The 16,707-nt window shown below is 72.2% G+C and carries 10 protein-coding genes; 5 read left to right on the top strand and 5 right to left on the bottom strand.

All coding sequences use genetic code 11. From position 1 onward, the window contains the following. Positions 1–28: 28 nt before the first annotated feature. Positions 29–1,474, bottom strand: coding sequence for a glycoside hydrolase family 3 protein (locus tag HKK74_RS00850; protein ID WP_187240973.1), 1,446 nt, complete (start codon positions 1,472–1,474; stop codon positions 29–31). Between the two features lie 311 nt (positions 1,475–1,785). Here HKK74_RS00850 and HKK74_RS00845 point away from each other — a divergent pair, with 311 nt between their 5' ends. Then, positions 1,786–2,979 (top strand): ROK family transcriptional regulator, encoded by a 1,194-nt coding sequence (locus tag HKK74_RS00845; protein WP_187240972.1) that lies wholly within the window; start codon positions 1,786–1,788, stop codon positions 2,977–2,979. Between the two features lie 540 nt (positions 2,980–3,519). Here the strand turns inward: HKK74_RS00845 and HKK74_RS00840 are convergent. Together HKK74_RS00840 and HKK74_RS00835 are read right to left on the bottom strand one after the other, a co-directional pair. Then, positions 3,520–8,352 carry an Lhr family helicase gene (locus HKK74_RS00840; protein WP_187240971.1) on the bottom strand — a complete coding sequence of 1,611 codons (4,833 nt, stop codon included), beginning with the start codon at positions 8,350–8,352 and terminating at the stop codon, positions 3,520–3,522. A gap of 82 nt (positions 8,353–8,434) precedes the next feature. Next, entirely contained in the window at positions 8,435–9,004 is a 570-nt protein-coding gene (locus tag HKK74_RS00835; protein WP_187240970.1) for a hypothetical protein, read from the bottom strand. 116 nt (positions 9,005–9,120) lie between these two features. Here HKK74_RS00835 and HKK74_RS00830 point away from each other — a divergent pair, with 116 nt between their 5' ends. Beyond that, complete coding sequence (locus HKK74_RS00830) at positions 9,121–9,315, top strand: DUF3046 domain-containing protein (protein ID WP_187240969.1); 195 nt, start codon at positions 9,121–9,123, stop codon at positions 9,313–9,315. Positions 9,316–9,400: 85 nt separating this feature from the next. Here the strand turns inward: HKK74_RS00830 and HKK74_RS00825 are convergent, their stop codons facing one another. After that, positions 9,401–10,264: an ATP-grasp domain-containing protein gene (locus HKK74_RS00825; protein WP_187240968.1), complete on the bottom strand. Its 864-nt coding sequence runs from the start codon at positions 10,262–10,264 to the stop codon at positions 9,401–9,403. Between the two features lie 245 nt (positions 10,265–10,509). Here HKK74_RS00825 and recA point away from each other — a divergent pair, with 245 nt between their 5' ends. From recA to rny, 3 genes are all read left to right on the top strand, one after another. After that, positions 10,510–11,622 (top strand): recombinase RecA, encoded by a 1,113-nt coding sequence (recA, locus tag HKK74_RS00820; protein ID WP_187240967.1) that lies wholly within the window; start codon positions 10,510–10,512, stop codon positions 11,620–11,622. A 184-nt stretch (positions 11,623–11,806) separates the two neighbouring features. Then, positions 11,807–12,415: a regulatory protein RecX gene (locus HKK74_RS00815; RefSeq protein ID WP_222721730.1), complete on the top strand. Its 609-nt coding sequence runs from the start codon at positions 11,807–11,809 to the stop codon at positions 12,413–12,415. A 468-nt stretch (positions 12,416–12,883) separates the two neighbouring features. Then, entirely contained in the window at positions 12,884–14,458 is a 1,575-nt protein-coding gene (gene rny, locus HKK74_RS00810; RefSeq protein WP_187240965.1) for a ribonuclease Y, read from the top strand. Between the two features lie 71 nt (positions 14,459–14,529). Here the strand turns inward: rny and HKK74_RS00805 are convergent, their stop codons facing one another. After that, positions 14,530–16,704 (bottom strand): prolyl oligopeptidase family serine peptidase, encoded by a 2,175-nt coding sequence (locus HKK74_RS00805; protein WP_187240964.1) that lies wholly within the window; start codon positions 16,702–16,704, stop codon positions 14,530–14,532. Positions 16,705–16,707: the final 3 nt, after the last annotated feature.

The following is a 16,707-nucleotide window of genomic DNA, read 5'->3' as shown; positions in this document are numbered from 1 at the left end:
TACCGATAGGAGTAGTCGGGCTTCCCGCCTACTCCCCGGCGAGACCGAGCAACTCGGCCGCCGCCCGCCCGTTGGCGTACGCCGCTCCGTAGGTCGCGATGAACCCCGCGGACTCGGGGCGCCAGACCGGCAGTCCCATCTCCACGACCACCGCGTCGGAGCGGCCGGCCAGCAGGGTGGACACGAGCTCGCGCTGGCCGGCGTCGCGATGGGCGTCCCGGACCACCAGGACCAGCGGCCGCCCGTTGGCGCGTTCCAGCAGATCGGCGGGGTCGACCGGGTCGCCGTCGACCCGTACGAGGTCCGCGGCCGGGAGCCAGGGGCCGAGTCCCCAGGGAACCGGCCCGACCGCGATGTTGCCAGGCGCGTGCAACTCGATCACCAGGGGGGACCCGGCCTCCGGCAGCTCGCCGGACAGCCGGACCGCCCGGCGCGCGGCCTCCATGCCGACGGCCGCGTCGACGGTGCCCGCCCCGCCGGGCGCCAGCCAGGCCTTGAGGCGCTCGGTGCGCTCGGCCGCCTCTGCCAGCCGCTCCTCGGCCAGCCGGCCCGACCGGACTGCCGCCACGATGGCGTCGAGGATGGCCCGCACGCTGTCCTCGTACTCCTGCGAGCCGAGGCAGAGCAGGTCGGCGCCGGCGTTGAGCGCCCGCACCGCCGCCTCGGGAATACCGATCTCTCCGCTCGCGCCGCGCATGTCGAGCGCGTCGGTGACGACCACGCCGTCATGGCCGAGCCGACCGCGCAGCAGGCCCGTGATGGCCGCGTGCGAAAGCGTCGCCGGCTGGCCGTCGGTGATCGCGGGCACGTTGAGATGGGCCGTCATCACCGCCTTGACGCCGGCCTCGATGGCGGCGCGGAACGGGACGAGCTCGCGGCGGTCGAGCAGTTCGAGATCGGCGTCCACGATCGGTACGGACAGGTGAGAATCCTCCCGGGTGGCCCCGTGCCCCGGGAAGTGCTTGGCGCAGGCGGCCACGCCGGCCTCCTGCAGGCCCGCGGTCGCCGCGGCGGCGTGCCGTGCGACGAGTACCGGGTCGGATCCGAACGCCCGGGTGCCGATGACCGGATTGTCGTCGGCGGTGTTGACGTCGACGGAAGGCGCGAAGTTGAGGTTCACCCCGACACCGGCGAGTTCCGCTCCGAGCGACCGGTGGACCCGGCGGGTGAGCTCGGGGTCGTCGACCGCGCCGAGCGCGGCGTTGCCCGGATACGGGCTGCCGGTCGTGTGCGCCAGGCGGGTGACGTCACCGCCCTCCTCGTCGATCGTGATGACCGGGTCGCCCGCCTTGCGGAGCTCGGCGGTCAGTGCGGCGAGGGCGGTGTTGCCGGGCACGTTGCCGTTGATGGCGAACAGCGTGACGCCGCCGAGGCCGCGCTCGAGGTGGTCCAGCACCCAGCGGGGCGCGGTCGGGCCGGGGAACGGCACGAGCAGAGCGGCGCGGGCCAGCCTGCCGAGGTCGGACGCGGTCATGACTCGCTGTCCACACCGTGGTGACGGGCGGCCACGACGGTGGCCGTGCCGGCCGTCATCCTCACCAAAATCACTGAAATCTCCCTGTCCTGCGTCGCCTCGCGCCTTGTGGGGCGGTCCGGACCGGCTGGAAACCCGTAAGGTCCTTGCCATGTCCGGCTTCGTGTTCGCACTGGTCGCGGGGCGCCCTCCTACCGGTCGGCGCTGCGCGCACGCCCCCAGGGCCTGAGTCGGTAGGACGCTACGTAAAATAACAAGAAACTTTCCTAAATAATACCCGCTGTTAGCACATTGAAATAGAAGGAGCGAGCATGGCCCAGGGCCCCGGCACGCCGAGGTTGTTGCGTGCGCTGAACGACCGGGCCGCACTCGAGCTTCTGCTGGCCGAGGGGCCGCTGACGCGCACCCAGATCGGAAGCCGTACCGGGCTGTCCAAGGTGACGGCCTCGCAGTTGCTGTCCAGGCTGGAAGAGCGCGGGCTCGTCCACGTCGTTGGGCAGCAGGCCAGTGGGCGCGGCCCGAACGCCGCCCTGTACGCCGTCGTGCCGTCGAGCGCCTACGTCGCCGGCGTCGAGGTCGGGCCGTCCGGGGTGACCGCCGGGATCGCCGACATCACCGGCCACATCATCAGCCAGGTGACCGTCGACCCGAACGGCGCGGCCGACCCCGTCGCGGTCGTGCACAACGCCGTCGCGAAGGCCTGCCGGTCCGCGAAGGTGGCGGTATCGCGCCTCAACGCCTTTGTGATCGGCTCTCCGGGCGTCGTCGACCCCCGTACGGGCGACGTCCAGTTCGCCTTCGACCTTCCCGCCTGGCACGAGGGCGTGCTGGAGGGGTTGCGGACGGACTTGCGGCGTCCGGTGGTGATCGAGAACGACGTGAATCTCGTCGCCGTGGCCGAGCGGGCGTACGGTGCCGCGGCCGGCGCCGACGACTTCGCCCTCATCTGGGTCGACCGCGGGATCGGGCTGGCGGTCATGCTCGGTGGGCGGCTGCACCGGGGCATGTCCGGTGGAGCCGGTGAGATCGGCTATCTGCCGGTCCCGGGTGTACCGCTGCCCGAGGGGGTCACCGAGTCGATGACGTGGGGAGGCCCCGCCCTGGCGGGCGGGTTCGGCTCGCTCGTCGGAGCGGACGCCGTGCGGGAACTGGCGCGTGAGCACGGATTCACCGAGCCGACCGCGATCGAGTGCGTGCGGACCGCCGCAGCGGACGAGCCGCGCGGCGGCGCGTTCCTCGACGAACTCGCGACCCGCATCTCGTACGGGGTCGCCGCGGTGAACATCGTGCTCGATCCCGGCCTGATGGTGATCGCCGGTGATCTCGGGCGGGCGGGCGGAGTTCCGCTCGCCGGGCGGATCGAGGCGGCGGTCGCGCGCATCTGCCCGACCCGGCCCCAGGTCACCGTGACCGAGGTCGACGGGAATCCGGTGCTCCGCGGTGCCCTGCACGCGGCTCTCGTACGGGCTCGCGAAGAGGTGTTCTCCAGCACCACCGAGAGCTGACGCCCCCGCGCGGGGCCGGCCCCCTCAAGGCCTCCGGACGGCGATCGCGTGGACGGGCTCAGGCCCGGCCGGTCACGACTTCGCGTCGGTGGCGGTGCCGAGCGGGGCCGGGGCCCGCCTCGGATCGTGCTGAATGCGGTCGCGCAGCGTTTGGTTGATCACTAGCCTCCTGCGCCGCTGAGCGATGACCCACCGTGCCGTCGATGTCATAGCCGTTCCCCGTTCTCATCGCGGGCAGCGCCCGCCAAACCCCGTATGTCTCAGAATCCCCGAACACGCGGTTGGTTCACATCAGCCACGCGGACGATTCTCGGTCAGACCCTGGGCTGAGGACCCTGGGCTGGGAACCCTGAGACGGGACAGAGCCGGTCCGGCTGGAGTCTCCCTCCGGACCAGGACGGGCGGTGTCCCCGCGGACTCGAATCCCCGCGGACTCGCACGTCCACGAGTGTCAACATAGGGCCGCCCACCGACAGTCCTGCGTCGATCTGTGACCTGCGCCGCAGCGGAGACGAAGCGGTCGGTGCCCGGCCGGCCTGTTCAGGCGCGAAGGCGCAGGCCGCGTGGTGTCGGGTGGAATCCCGCCGATTCGAGCGCGTCGGCGAGCGGTGAGTTGATGATCGACTCCCCGTCGACACGCTCGACGGTCAGCTTGCCGAGGGCGCCCTCCCGTACGGCCAGGGCCAGGGCGTCGACCGCGGGCCGCAGCTCAGCGGGATCGTCGGCCCACGACAGCAGCGTGCGCCCGCCGCGCTCGACATAGAGCACCGGCCGGCCCCCCACGAGCACGACCAGGGCTCCCGCCTTACGGCCCGGCTTGTGCCCTCCGGCGCCGCTCTCGGCCCGCTCAGGCCAGGGCAGCGCGGCACCGTAGGGGTTCGCGGGGTCGGCCGCGGCGAGCACGACCGCGCGAAGCGCGCCGTGGACGTCGTCGGAACGCATGGCGCGCAGCCGGTCGACCGCTCCCGGCAGAGCGAACTGCGCCGCGCCCAGGCCTTCGACGAAGTAGCCCCGCCGGCATCGGCCGCTCTCTTCGAAGGCGCGCAGGATCGGATAGACGGCCGCGAACCCGCCGGGCGTGCGATCGGCCGTGACGGCTCCGCGGATCACGATGCCGGAGCGGTCGAGCAGCGTTTCGGCCAGGGCGTGCGAGCGCCGCGTCGGGTCGCCCTCGCGGGCGGGCAGCAGCCACCAGCGGCCGGCCACCGTCGGCGGGCCGGTACGGGAGGGCAGCACCGGACGGCCTCGCCGGGTGGCCCGCGGACGGTGCGCCGGGCGCCCGGACCCGAGCGTGGCGCGGAGCGCCGCCAGGGTGTCATTGGTCAGATGTCCGGCCCACACGAGGTCCCACAGCACCGCGATGAGGTCTTGGTCGCCCGGCGGGACGGCGTTCTCGTCACGCCCGCGCAGAATGCCGCCGACGCGGTCGGCGAGGGTGCGGAAGAACATCGCGCCGCCGTCGGCGAGCGCTTCCAAGACCGCCTCGTGCGGGGGCGTCAGCGTGATCTCGGCGGGTTCGGCCATGAGGAGCGGTGCGGTGTCGGCGAGGTAGAGCGACAGCCAGCCGTCGCCGCCGGGCAGTGCGCCCTGACCCGCCCAGATCACCTCGCCGGCCGAGGTGAGCTCGTCGAGGAGCGCCGGTGAGTAACCCGGTACGCGCGCGGGCAGCACCAGCGATTCCAGCGCCGAGGCGGGGATGGCCGCGCCCTGCAGTTGCTCGATCGCCTGAACGAGGGCGTCGATGCCGTGGAGCCGGCCGGTGCCGATGCCGTGCCAGGCGGGCAGAAAGCGCGCGAGCGCCTCGGGCGGCGACGGCTCGACCTCGGCGCGCAGCCGGGCCAGCGATCGCCGGCGCAGCATCCGCAGGACCCCCGCGTCACACCACTCGGTGCCGGCCGGCCCGCGGGTCGTCTCGGCGGTGCGCGAGGTGAGCACCGCCACCGGGAGGAACTCGCCTTCGACGACGCGGCCGGTGGCCGCGAGCCTGCGGAGGGTCTCGGTGACGACCGCGCCGCCGACGCCGAAGCGCGCGGCGGCCTCGGTGGCGGAGAAGGGCCCGTGGGTGCGGGCATAGCGGCTGAGCAGGTCGCCCATCGGATCGTCGACCGGCTCGAGGAACGCCTCGGGGACGCCCACCGGCAGCGGGACGCCCAGCGCGTCGCGCAGCCGGCCGGCGTCCTCGATGGCCGTCCATCGCTCGATCCCGCCGATGCGCACCCGGATCGCCCGGCGGGTCTCCTCCAGTTCGGCCAGCCACCGGCCGGCCCGCAGCAGGGCGGTGTCGGCCGGCGGCCCGTCCTCCGGCGGCCCGTCCTCCGGCCGGCCGGGCTCGAGCCCGGCCGGCCCGGCCTCGGGTTCGCCGCCGGGTGCGGTGCCGGTGGGCCGGGAGCGCTCGGCGACCTCGGCGGTGGTGAGGGGGCCGAGACCGCTCAGCAGATCGGCGACGCCCTCGAGATCGCGGGCCCGCCGGTCTTCGGTCAGCCGCTGAAGTTCCATGGCCGCCTCGACGACGACGTCGGGGTCGAGCAGCTCGCGCAGGTCGGCCTGGCCGAGCAACTCGGCCAGCAGCGTCGAGTCGAGGGCGAGAGCCTGGGCCCGCCGTTCGGCCAGCGGCGAGTCGCCCTCGTACATGAACGCGCTGACGTAGCGGAACAGCAACGACCTGGCGAAGGGCGACGGTACCGGTGTCTCGACCTCGACCAGGCGGGCCTTGCGACCGGCGAGGTCACGCATCAGCGAGACGAGGCCGGGCACGTCGAAGACGTCCTGGAGGCACTCGCGGACCGTCTCGAGCACGATCGGGAACGAGGCGTACCTGCTCGCGACGGCCAGCAGCTGCGCGGCACGCTGCCGCTGCTGCCACAGTGGCATCCGCTTGCCGGGCCGGTGGCGGGGCAGCAGGAGCGAGCGGGCCGCGCACTCGCGGAACCGGGCCGCGAACAGCGCCGAGGCCCCCAGCTCGTCGACGACCATGCGCTCGAGCTCATCGGGGTCGAACAGGGCCAGATCGGCGGGCGGCGGCTCCTCGGTGTCGGGCACGCGCAGCACGATGCCGTCGTCGGCGTGCATGGCCTGTGCGTCCATTCCGTAGCGCTCGCGCAGCCGCGCCGTGATGGCGAGTGCCCAGGGCGCGTGGACGCGGGCGCCGAAGGGCGAGTGCACGACGAGCCGCCAGTCGCCGAGCTCGTCGCGGAACCGCTCGACCACCAGGGTGCGGTCGTCGGGGACGTATCCGGTCGCCTCACGCTGCTCGACCAGGTAGGAGAGCAGGTTGCCGGCCGCCCAGTCGTCGAGGCCGGCGGCGCGCACCCGCGCTCGCGCCTCGTCGGGCGCCATCCCGGCGAGCTCGCGGCTGAACACCCCGAGGGCCCGGCCGAGCTCGGCCGGGCGGCCCGCGGCGTCGCCGTGCCAGAAGGGCAGCTTGCCCGGCTGCCCGGGGGCGGGGGAGACCAGCACGCGGTCGGCGGTGATGTCCTCGATCCGCCATGAGCTGGCGCCGAGCACGAACACGTCGCCGACGCGGGACTCGTACACCATCTCCTCGTCGAGCTCGCCGACGCGCGAGCTCTTCTCGCCCACCAGGAAGACGCCGAACAGTCCGCGGTCGGGGATGGTGCCGCCGCTGGTCACCGCCAGCCGCTGTGCTCCCGGACGGTCCCGCAGCACGCCGGTGACCCGGTCCCACACGAGGCGCGGGCGCAGCTCACCGAACTCGTCGCTCGGGTAGCGCCCGGCGAGCATGTCGAGGGTCGCCTCGAGCACCGATCTCGGCAGGGTGGCGAACGGGGCCGCTCGCCGCACCAGCCCATCGAGCTCGTCGACGGTCCACTCGTCCATCGCCACCATCGCGACGATCTGCTGGGCGAGCACGTCGAGCGGGTTGCGGGGGTAGCGCAGCTCCTCGATGGCGCCCGTCTTCATCCGCTCGGCCACGACCGCCGTCTGCACCAGGTCGCCCCGGTACTTCGGGAAGATCACGCCCTTGGACACGGCCCCGACCTGGTGCCCGGCCCGGCCGACCCGCTGCAGGCCGCCGGCCACCGACGGCGGCGACTCGACCTGCACGACGAGGTCGACGGCACCCATGTCGATGCCCAGTTCGAGGCTCGAGGTGGCCACGACCGCGGGCAGCCGCCCCTGCTTGAGGGCCTCTTCGATGCCGGCGCGCTCCTCTTTGGACACCGAGCCGTGGTGCGCTCTGGCGATCTCGGCCGGCGCCCCACCGGCCCCGCCGGCCTGGGCCATCACCTCGGCCGGGCCACGCCGCGCCGCGGACGGCCCCTCCGTCTCCGACAGGGCGGTGACGTCGGACGGGTCCGTGCCCAGCGCGCGTTCGTAGGCCAGCTCGTTGAGGCGCCCGCACAGGCGCTCGGCCAGCCGCCGCGAGTTGGCGAAGACGATGGTGGACCGATGGGCCTCGATCAGGTCGAGCACCTTGTCCTCGACGTGCGGCCAGATCGACCGGTTGCGCGGATCGGCGACACCGGAGTCGTCGACGAACCGGCCCACCTCGGCCATGTCCTCCAGGGGCACCACGACGTCGAGCTGGAACCGCTTCTCGTACGGGGGCTGGACGACGGTCGCCGGTCTGCCGCCGCCGAGGAAGGCCGCCACCTCGTTCACCGGGCGCACGGTCGCCGACAGGCCGATCCGCTGCGCGGGCCGGTCGAGGAGGGCGTCGAGCCGTTCCAACGACAGCGCCAGGTGCGAGCCTCGCTTGGTGCCGGCCACCGCGTGCACCTCATCGATGATCACGGTCTCGACGCCGCGCAACGCCTCGCGGGCCTGCGAGGTCAGCAGCAGGAACAGCGACTCAGGGGTCGTGATCATGATGTCGGGAGGCTTGGTCGCGAGCCGCCTGCGCTCGTCGGCGGGGGTGTCGCCGGACCGGATGCCGACGCGCACGTCGGGTTCGGGCAGCCCCAGCCGGCGGGCCGCCTGCCGGATGCCGGTCAGCGGCGCGCGCAGGTTGCGCTCCACGTCGACGGCGAGCGCCTTCAGCGGCGACACGTAGAGCACCCGGCAGCGCCGCCGTGGATCCACGTCGCCCGCGCGCCCACCCTGAGCGCCGTTCGTTCCAGGCCCGTCCCGGCGCCCGTCCCCGCGCGCGTCGGCGGGCCCGCCGCCGCCGTCTCCCGGGCCGCCCGGGCCGGGTGCGGCCGGGTGGCCGGACGCCAGCCGGTCGAGTGACCACAGGAAGGCGGCGAGGGTCTTGCCCGAGCCGGTCGGCGCGACGACCAGCGTGTTGTCGCCGCGCGCGATCGACTCCCAGGCCCCGGCCTGAGCCGTCGTGGGCTCGGCGAAGGCCCCGCTGAACCACGCACGAGTGGCCGGGGAGAAGAGTTCGAGCACGTCGACGCTCACGGCTCCCATCCTGCCTCGCCCCACCGACAGATCGAGACGGAGCGGTGGGCATCGCTCCCCCTCCACGGCCCACGCCCCGGCCGGGCGGCCCTCAGCCGGCGCGGCCGCGGCGGATCCTGGCGATCTCGCGCTGGTGCGTCCGGCGGCTCCTGATCAAACGGACGTGGTCGATCCGCTGCCGCCTGGCGCCCGGTCCTCCGCGCAGCAGGATCCACAGCACCACCACGGGGGCGGCCACGGGCACCAGGGCCAGCAGCTGTGCCTTGCCCGGCCGCAGCCACGGCTTGCCCTGGAGCGTCCACGCCTCGCCGGCTCCGGCGTCCGACATCACCGCGGGGACGAGTACGGGCGCGGCGGAGCGGGGGCCGCGCCCGGTCTCCTCGAGCAGCTCCGCCGCTCCGTTGACGCGGATCTCGGATCTCTTCACCCGGCCGTCCGCCGACGTGAAGTCGCCGACGCAGTACGTGCTGATCAGATGTGATCCGCAGTCGGTCACGGTGGCGGTCCCCTGGACGCCCTGGCCGTAGACGGCGCGGTAGCCGGTCATGCGGTGCCGTACATCGATGATCAGGAACAGTGCGCACACCAGGATGACGACGGCGCAGAAGTTGAGCAGGCCGCTCAGTGAGATCGCTCCATTGTCCGGGCGGGTACGTGCCATGGAAACCTCCTGAACGCACAGTCGCACGTCGGAACGGGACGATCAGTGCCGGATGACACAGGTCCCGCCAGGAGCGCGGCCGTCCGCGGGGGAGCGAGTGCCGGTAGCGTTGAAACGTGCGGTTGACGGTTTTCTGGGATCGGATGAAGCAGCAGTTCGGCGACACCTACGCCGCGAGCGTCGCGAAGGACTACGTCCTGGCCGAGCTGGGCGGGCGCACGGTCGATCAGGCGCTGGCCGAAGGCGAGCCGGCCAAGAGGGTCTGGGGCGCCGTCTGCGCCACCTTCGAGGTGCCCGACCGGCTGCGCTGAACCGCGAGGACCGCGAGCCCCTCGGCTCGGGGCCGGCGCGTGACCCCGCCCGGACGTCGCCGGGAACGCCTGCCCGGACGCCGGGTCAGGTCGGATCGGGCAGGTGCACGTACAGGTCGGCGGGGTCGGCGCTCGCCGGAAGATCGCTCACCTGACCGTCGCCGACCTCCACGACCCGCCACCGGCCGTCGGCGGCGCGGGCCAGGTCGGTGGTGATGAACCTGCACCCGAACGTGCGCACGGCCGGCCGCACCACGTCCAGGAGCGGCTCCGGATAGGTCTCCGGCGTGTCAGGGTGCGGGCCGACCAGCGCGGGCTCGCCGTCGACCCACCAGATCCGTGCCTCGTCGCCCTCGTAGTCCTCGTACTCGCGCACCACGACCCCGCCGGCGAGGAAGTCGTCCTGGAGCTCGACCATCCTGGTGACCACCCGGTGGAGGCCGGCGGTGTCGCGGACGTCGGGGACGAAGCAGGCCTCGTGCCACTCGCGCTTGCGCGACTTCACGTAGTCCTTGACGACGGCGGGGCCGTCCGCCAGCGGCCGTACGAGCTCGTCGAGGCGCTCCTCGGAGAGAGACCCGCCGGGGGAGAGCGGCAGCCAGACGCTGTGCGGGGTGAGGCCGGCGAAGGTGTCGTGCCAGCCCGGCAGCTCATGGGCGCGCCGGTAGTCCTCGGGCAGGGTGAGAAGGGTCGTGCCGCGGTCCTTGAGGGCTTTGGCGAGAGCGGTGTACTCCGCGGAGGTCACCATCCAGCCGCGGTACCACGCGGGGCCGAGGTCCTTCGGAACGCGCCGCACGGCCCCGGCGGCGTCGCCCCGCTGGAGCGCGTCGTGGTCGATGAGGGCCACCGTGCCGCCGCCGGCGTTCACGGTCGCCGCCTCGCGGCCGAAGTGCGGATCGGCGCGCCTGGGGGTCAGGGGGTCTGCGCAGAAGAGGATTGTCAGCGTCATGATGTGCCCCGGTCGATCGCCTGAGGCGCCAGAGTACGGCGCGGCGGTGCGGTGGCGCACTGGGATTCTCGGACAAATCGGCGTGGCGACCGCTGATCGAACTTGTGTTCGGTAAGCTGAGGCCCAACGTGCGACGTTTTCCACAGGTGCAGCAGGGGCTCGAAACTGTCGGCGGGTCCCCGTAACGTCGCCTTCGACCAATGACGGGCAACGACCCCGACCGGGGATAAGGGCAGGGACAACTCATGGCAGCAAACGACCGGGAGAAGGCTCTCGAGACCGCGCTCGCCCAGATCGAGCGTCAGTTCGGCAAGGGCTCAGTGATGCGGCTCGGCGACGAGGGGCGGGTCCCGGTCGAGGTGATCCCGACCGGCTCGATCTCCCTTGACGTCGCTCTGGGCATCGGCGGCCTCCCGCGCGGCCGTGTGATCGAGATCTACGGGCCTGAAGGTTCCGGAAAGACCTCGATCGCGTTGCACGCGGTCGCCAACGCGCAGAAGAAGGGCGGCATCGCCGCGTTCGTCGACGCCGAGCACGCGCTCGACCCGGAGTACGCGAAGAGGCTCGGCGTCGACACCGACGCCCTCCTCGTCTCCCAGCCCGACACCGGTGAGCAGGCGCTCGAGATCACCGACATGCTGATCCGCTCGGGCGCGGTCGACATCGTCGTCATCGACTCGGTGGCGGCCCTCGTGCCGCGCGCCGAGATCGAGGGCGAGATGGGCGACTCCCACGTCGGCCTCCAGGCCCGGCTGATGTCCCAGGCGCTGCGCAAGCTCACCGGCGCCATCAGCTCGACCAAGACGACCTGCATCTTCATCAACCAGCTCCGCGAGAAGATCGGCGTGATGTTCGGCTCACCCGAGACGACCACCGGTGGGCGGGCGCTGAAGTTCTACGCGTCGGTGCGACTGGACGTCCGGCGGATCGAGACGCTCAAGGACGGTACGGAGGCGGTGGGCAACCGGGTGCGGGTCAAGGTCGTGAAGAACAAGATGGCACCCCCGTTCCGGGTGGCCGACATGGACCTCATCTACGGCCATGGCTTCAGCAGGGAGGGCGGCCTCATCGACCTGGGCGTCGAGCAGGGCTTCGTCCGCAAGTCGGGTGCCTGGTACACCTACGAGGGCGACCAGCTCGGCCAGGGCAAGGAGAACGCCCGGAACTTCCTGAAGGCCAACCCCGACATGGCCGACGAGATCGAGAAGAAGATCAAGGAAAAGCTGGGAGTCGGGCCGCGAGTGGACAAGCCCGCCGAGGCGCCCGGTGACGCATCGGCGGCGAGCACTCCTCCCGCTCCGGCGGCGACGTCCACCCGGCGCGGTGGGGCCAAGGGCGCGAAGCCGGGTGATTCCTGACGAGAATTCATCCGACCGGGGTGACTATTGACCAAGTGTGAGCGATGATCAGTTCTGATGGGCGGCGGCGGCGCCGTACCTCGCGATGGAGATTCGCCGGCTCGGCCCACGGTGGCGGGCCCGGTGCGACTGTGACGCGAGAGTCCTTCCCCGGCGGTGCCGCCGCCTCTGCCCGGAGCCCGCGATGACAGCGGACCGGCCTCGTACGCGGGGGCGTCGCCTGATCGGTGGCCGGGGTGCCGAGAGCTCTGCGGCGGGCACCGACGAGGCACCGGCGGCGCCTGAATCGGTCGCCCGCGAGGTCTGCCTCCGGCTGCTCACCGTGGCTCCGCGCACCCGGGCGCAGCTCGCCGACGCGCTCCAGCGCCGCGGCGTCCCCGACGAAGTCGCCGAAGACGTTCTCGGCCGGTTCACCGAGGTCGGGCTGATCGACGACAGGGCGTTCGCCGAGGCATGGGTCCAGTCCAGGCACGCCGGCCGCGGCCTCGCCCGGCGTGCCCTCGCCGCCGAGCTCCGGCATCGGGGGGTCGCCGACGAGACCGTCGCCGACGCCGTGTCGGCCCTCGACCCCCGTGCGGAGGAGAACGCGGCCCGGGAGCTCATCGCCAGGCGGCTCGCCGCGACCCGCGGGCACGATCCGGCCAAACGGATGCGCCGCCTGGTCGGGCTGCTGGCCCGCAAGGGCTACCCGCCGGGGCTGTCCTACCGCGTCGTCAAGGAGGCCCTCGAGACGGAGGGCCTCGAGACGGAGGGCCTCGACCTCGAAGACCTCCCACCCGTCATGGACGAGTAGTACCGACACGCCCGGACATCCGAGCGATCTCGGCCTGCTTCCGGTGCCGCTCTGCCGCCGGTCGGCTTCGTAACGTGGCCGGTAGGGCCCTTGACGGGAGCTTTGGCGGCCCTGACGATCACTTGACGTGATCGTGTGGTTAGTCCGTATTGCCAGTGCTTTGCTTGCTCATTACTTGCTCGCCGCTTACCGTTACGGCAGTGAGGAGTTACTCCGCGCACTGCGGATTGCCATACGACCGAGCATGTTCGAGCGGCTGAAAGGCTTACGAGACACGACTTCGGCCCATGCGGCCGATGGGCAGGTTCCTGCGGATTCCGCTGTGCGGCCGGATTCCGGGCGATGGCGCTTGCCCGGCGCTCCTGTGCCGGCGCGGTGGTGAGCTGTCAGGCGCGCGTGTGACCCCTCGCGTTGCAAGGCTCCCCGAGCCCCCCGTGGAGCCGGCGCCGAGGAAAGGGGTCTGCCGCCATGGAGAGCGTCCTGCTGGGTGCGGCGCTACTGATCACCCTCGTCGCTCTTCTGATCGTTCTGTTGCGTCGCCCTCATTCGGACAAGGGGCCGTCGGAAGAGGAACTGACCGCCTTCCAGCGCGAGGCCGACGAGACCCGCGCCAAGGCCCGGGCGGACGCCGAGGAGATCCTGCGCAACGCCGAGACGCAGGCTCAGGAGGTCGCCAGCTCGACCCGCACCAAGCTCGAAGACGAGGGCAAGGTCCTCAAGGACGACCTGAGGTCGCTCCGGGACGACCTGGAGCGCCGGGAGACCCGGCTGGCCGAGCGGGAGCAGCGGCTGGACGACGAGGTTCGCCGGCTGGAGGAACGGGCCCGGCGGCTCTCCGAGATCAAGAGCTCTCTCGAGGTGCGCGGCGCGGAGCTGGACCGGCTCGACGAGGAGCGGCGCCAGGTCCTTGAGCAGGCCGCGGGGCTCACCGCAGAGCAGGCCAAGGCCGAGCTGGTCGCCGCCATCGGCAACCAGGCCAAGCGGGAGGCCGCGCTCATCACCCGCGAGATCGAGAGCGGTGCCCGCGAGGAGGGCGACAAGCGGGCTCGCAAGATCATCACACTGGCGATCCAGCGGGTGGCGAGCGAGCAGACCGCCGAGTCGGTCGTGTCGGTCCTGCATCTGCCGAGCGATGAGATGAAGGGCCGGATCATCGGCCGCGAGGGCCGGAACATCCGCGCGTTCGAAACGACGACCGGTGTCAATCTGATCATCGACGACACGCCTGAGGCGGTGCTGCTCAGCTGCTTCGACCCGGTGCGTCGTGAGGTCGGCCGGCTGACGCTGGAAAAACTGGTGCTCGACGGCCGCATTCACCCGCTGCGGATCGAGGAGATCTACGAGCGCAGCAAGTCGGACGTGGAGCAACTGTGCGTCCGCGCCGGCGAGGACGCCCTCGTCGAGCTGGGCATCACGGACATGCATCCGGAGCTGACCGCCCTGCTGGGCCAGTTGCGCTACCGGACCTCCTACGGCCAGAACGTACTGAAGCATCTGATCGAGTCAGCGCACATCGCCGGGATCATGGCGGCGGAGCTGCGGCTGCCGGCCCAGCTGCTCAAGAGGTGCACGCTGCTGCACGACATCGGCAAGGCGCTCACCCATGAGGTCGAGGGCAGCCACGCCCTGATCGGCGCCGAGATCGCCCGCCGGTACGGCGAGGACGAGGATGTCGTCCACGCCATCGAGGCGCACCACAACGAGGTCGAGGTCCGCACGGTCGAGGCGGTGCTGACGCAGGCGGCCGACGCGATCAGCGGGGGCCGCCCCGGTGCCCGGCGGGAGTCGCTGGAGGCCTACGTCAAGAGGCTCGAGCGGCTGGAGGAGATCGCCAAGAGCAACCACGAAGGAGTCGAGAAGGTCTACGCCATGCAGGCGGGCCGCGAGATCCGTGTCATGGTGAAGCCCGATTCCGTGGACGACATCCAGGCCCAGGTCATTGCCAGGGACATCGCCAAGCAGGTCGAGGACGAGCTGACCTATCCGGGACAGATCCGCGTCACCGTCGTACGCGAGTCACGCGCCACCGAGTTCGCCCGCTGACCGCCCGGTGGCCCGCGCGAGGGCGGCCGCCGGCCCACCGGCGGTTGGGTGGCCGCGTGGGGCCGGGTGGATCAGACGGGCGGCTGGATCGGCCCCGCGTCGCGCCCCGGGCCGCTCTCGTGCCCGGCACCGGGCTGGTGCCCAGGGGCCGTGCCCTGACCGTGGCCGGTGCCGTGCGCGGCGCCCGGGTTCTGCGGGGGGCCGGGGTTCTGAACCTGGTCCGGCGTCTGCAGGGGGCCGGTCGGCTGGGCCGGTCCGGTCCGGCCGAAGGTGGTGGGCGGCGTGCCGACCCGCAGCTCGATCGGGTCGACCTCGCGCGGTTCGAAGCCCAGCGTCTGGCCGTAGAAGGCCAGCTCCGACTCCAGGCAAGTGATCGTCGTCTTGGCCCGGCGGAAGCCGTGCGACTCGCCCTCGAAGGCGAGGTAGGCGTAGGGCACCTTCTTGTCGGCGAGGGCGGCGGCGAACTTCTCCGACTGCGCGGGCAGCACGATGGGGTCGTCGAGGCCCTGGAGCAGCAGCACCGGGCATGCGGTGTGGTCCGCCCGGTTGAGGGGGGAACGCTCCTCATAGGCCCGCTCGAAGCCGGGCATCGGCCCGATCAGGCCGAAGAGGTACCTCGATTCGAAGTCGTGCGTCTCGGTCAGGAACGACGTGAGGTCGCTGATCCCGTAGTACGACGTCGCGGCCTTGAACACGCTGCTCTTGGTCACCGCCGCGAGGGTCGTCCAGCCGCCCGCGCTGCCGCCGCGGATGGCGAGCCGGTCGGGGTCGGCGATGCCGTTCTTGACGAGGGCCTCGGCGGCCGCGATTGCGTCCTCGACGTCGACCACGCCCCACTGCCGGCGCAGCCGTTCACGGTAGGCGCGGCCGTAGCCGGTGGAGCCGCCGTAGTTGACCTCGACGACCCCGATGCCACGGCTGGTGAAGTAGGGCCGCTCGAGGTTGAGCATGCTCGACGCGCGCCCGGTCGGCCCGCCGTGCACGAAGATCACGTACGGCGGAAGCTCGCCGTCGAGGGCCTGGAACCGCGGATTGGCCGGCGGGTAGACGTAGGCGTGCACGGGACGCCCGAAGGGTCCTTCGAGCTGCACCTCGCGCGGTGCCGGCAGATAGGCCGGGTCGGGCGGCTCACGCAGCTCGTGGCTCAGGCTCTCGACGCGGCCGGTGGCGACATCGACCCGGACGACCGAGGTGGGCACCGAGGGGCCGCCCGCGATCCCCACGATGGTGGAGCCGTCCGCGGACAGCGCGACCCGCCAGTCGCTGTAGGGAGTGGCGAGGTCGGTCAGTTCGAGGGTCTCGGGGTCGTACACGGCCAGGCGCTGGTCGCCATGGCCGTGCAGCACCGCGAGCCGCCCGTCGCCGAGCAGCGCGTAGGGCATCCCGCCGAGTTGCCACAGCGGCCCGGTGAACTCCTCCTCGGCCGGATAGAGCGCCTGCGGGGACTCTCCGAACAGGCCGACCTGGTAGATGTTCCACCAACCGGACCAGTCGGAGATCACGTAGAGGCTGTGATCGTCGCGCCACATCGGGGCCAGTGCCGACTCGGTGAGCCCGCCCTTGACCGTACGGGGGGAGACGAGCCCGCCGTCCTCGATGGCGGCGGCGCGCAACTCGGTGCCGTCCCACGGCATGCGCGGGTGGCTCCACTGCACCCAGGCCAGGTGGCCGCCTGACGGCGAAGGGGTGGGGGAGGCGTAGAAATCGGCACCCGCCACCAGCTCGCGCACCGCGGCCGGATCGTCGGCGGCACTGCCGTCGAGCGGCACCGCGACGATCGCCCGGCGCACTCCCTCGGGCGTGTGGCCCTCGCAGACGCACCAGACCTCGGTGCCGTCGGGGGACGACACGAAATCGGCATAGCGCAACCCGGCGGGGACGGCGGGCTCAGGCGTCAGCGGACGCGGCTCGGCGTCGCCCGGGTCGAGCCGGTGCAGCCGCTGGTCCTCATACTCGGCGAAGACGATCACGTGATCGCCGCCCGAGGGGATCGCCAAGTAGGACCGGCCGCCGTACTCATGCACACGGGTGCGCGCGTTCCACGGCGCCGGCAGCACCTCGGCCACCCGCCCACCGCGCAAACGCATGACCGTGGTTCGCCCGCCCTCTTCCGGCCGGGTCTCCTGCCACCACACGTCGTTGCCCTGCACGCTGGGGAAACCGAGGCGGAGCTGCCCTCGGGCGACGTCGGCGGCGGAGATCGGGGAGGGCCAGGAACCAAAGGGAGAGGTAACGCGATCGGTCATAAG

It is taken from the genome of Actinomadura alba, from assembly GCF_014323705.1.
GTDB lineage: Bacteria > Actinomycetota > Actinomycetes > Streptosporangiales > Streptosporangiaceae > Actinomadura_C > Actinomadura_C alba.
This window is presented reverse-complemented; position numbering and strand designations above follow the sequence as displayed.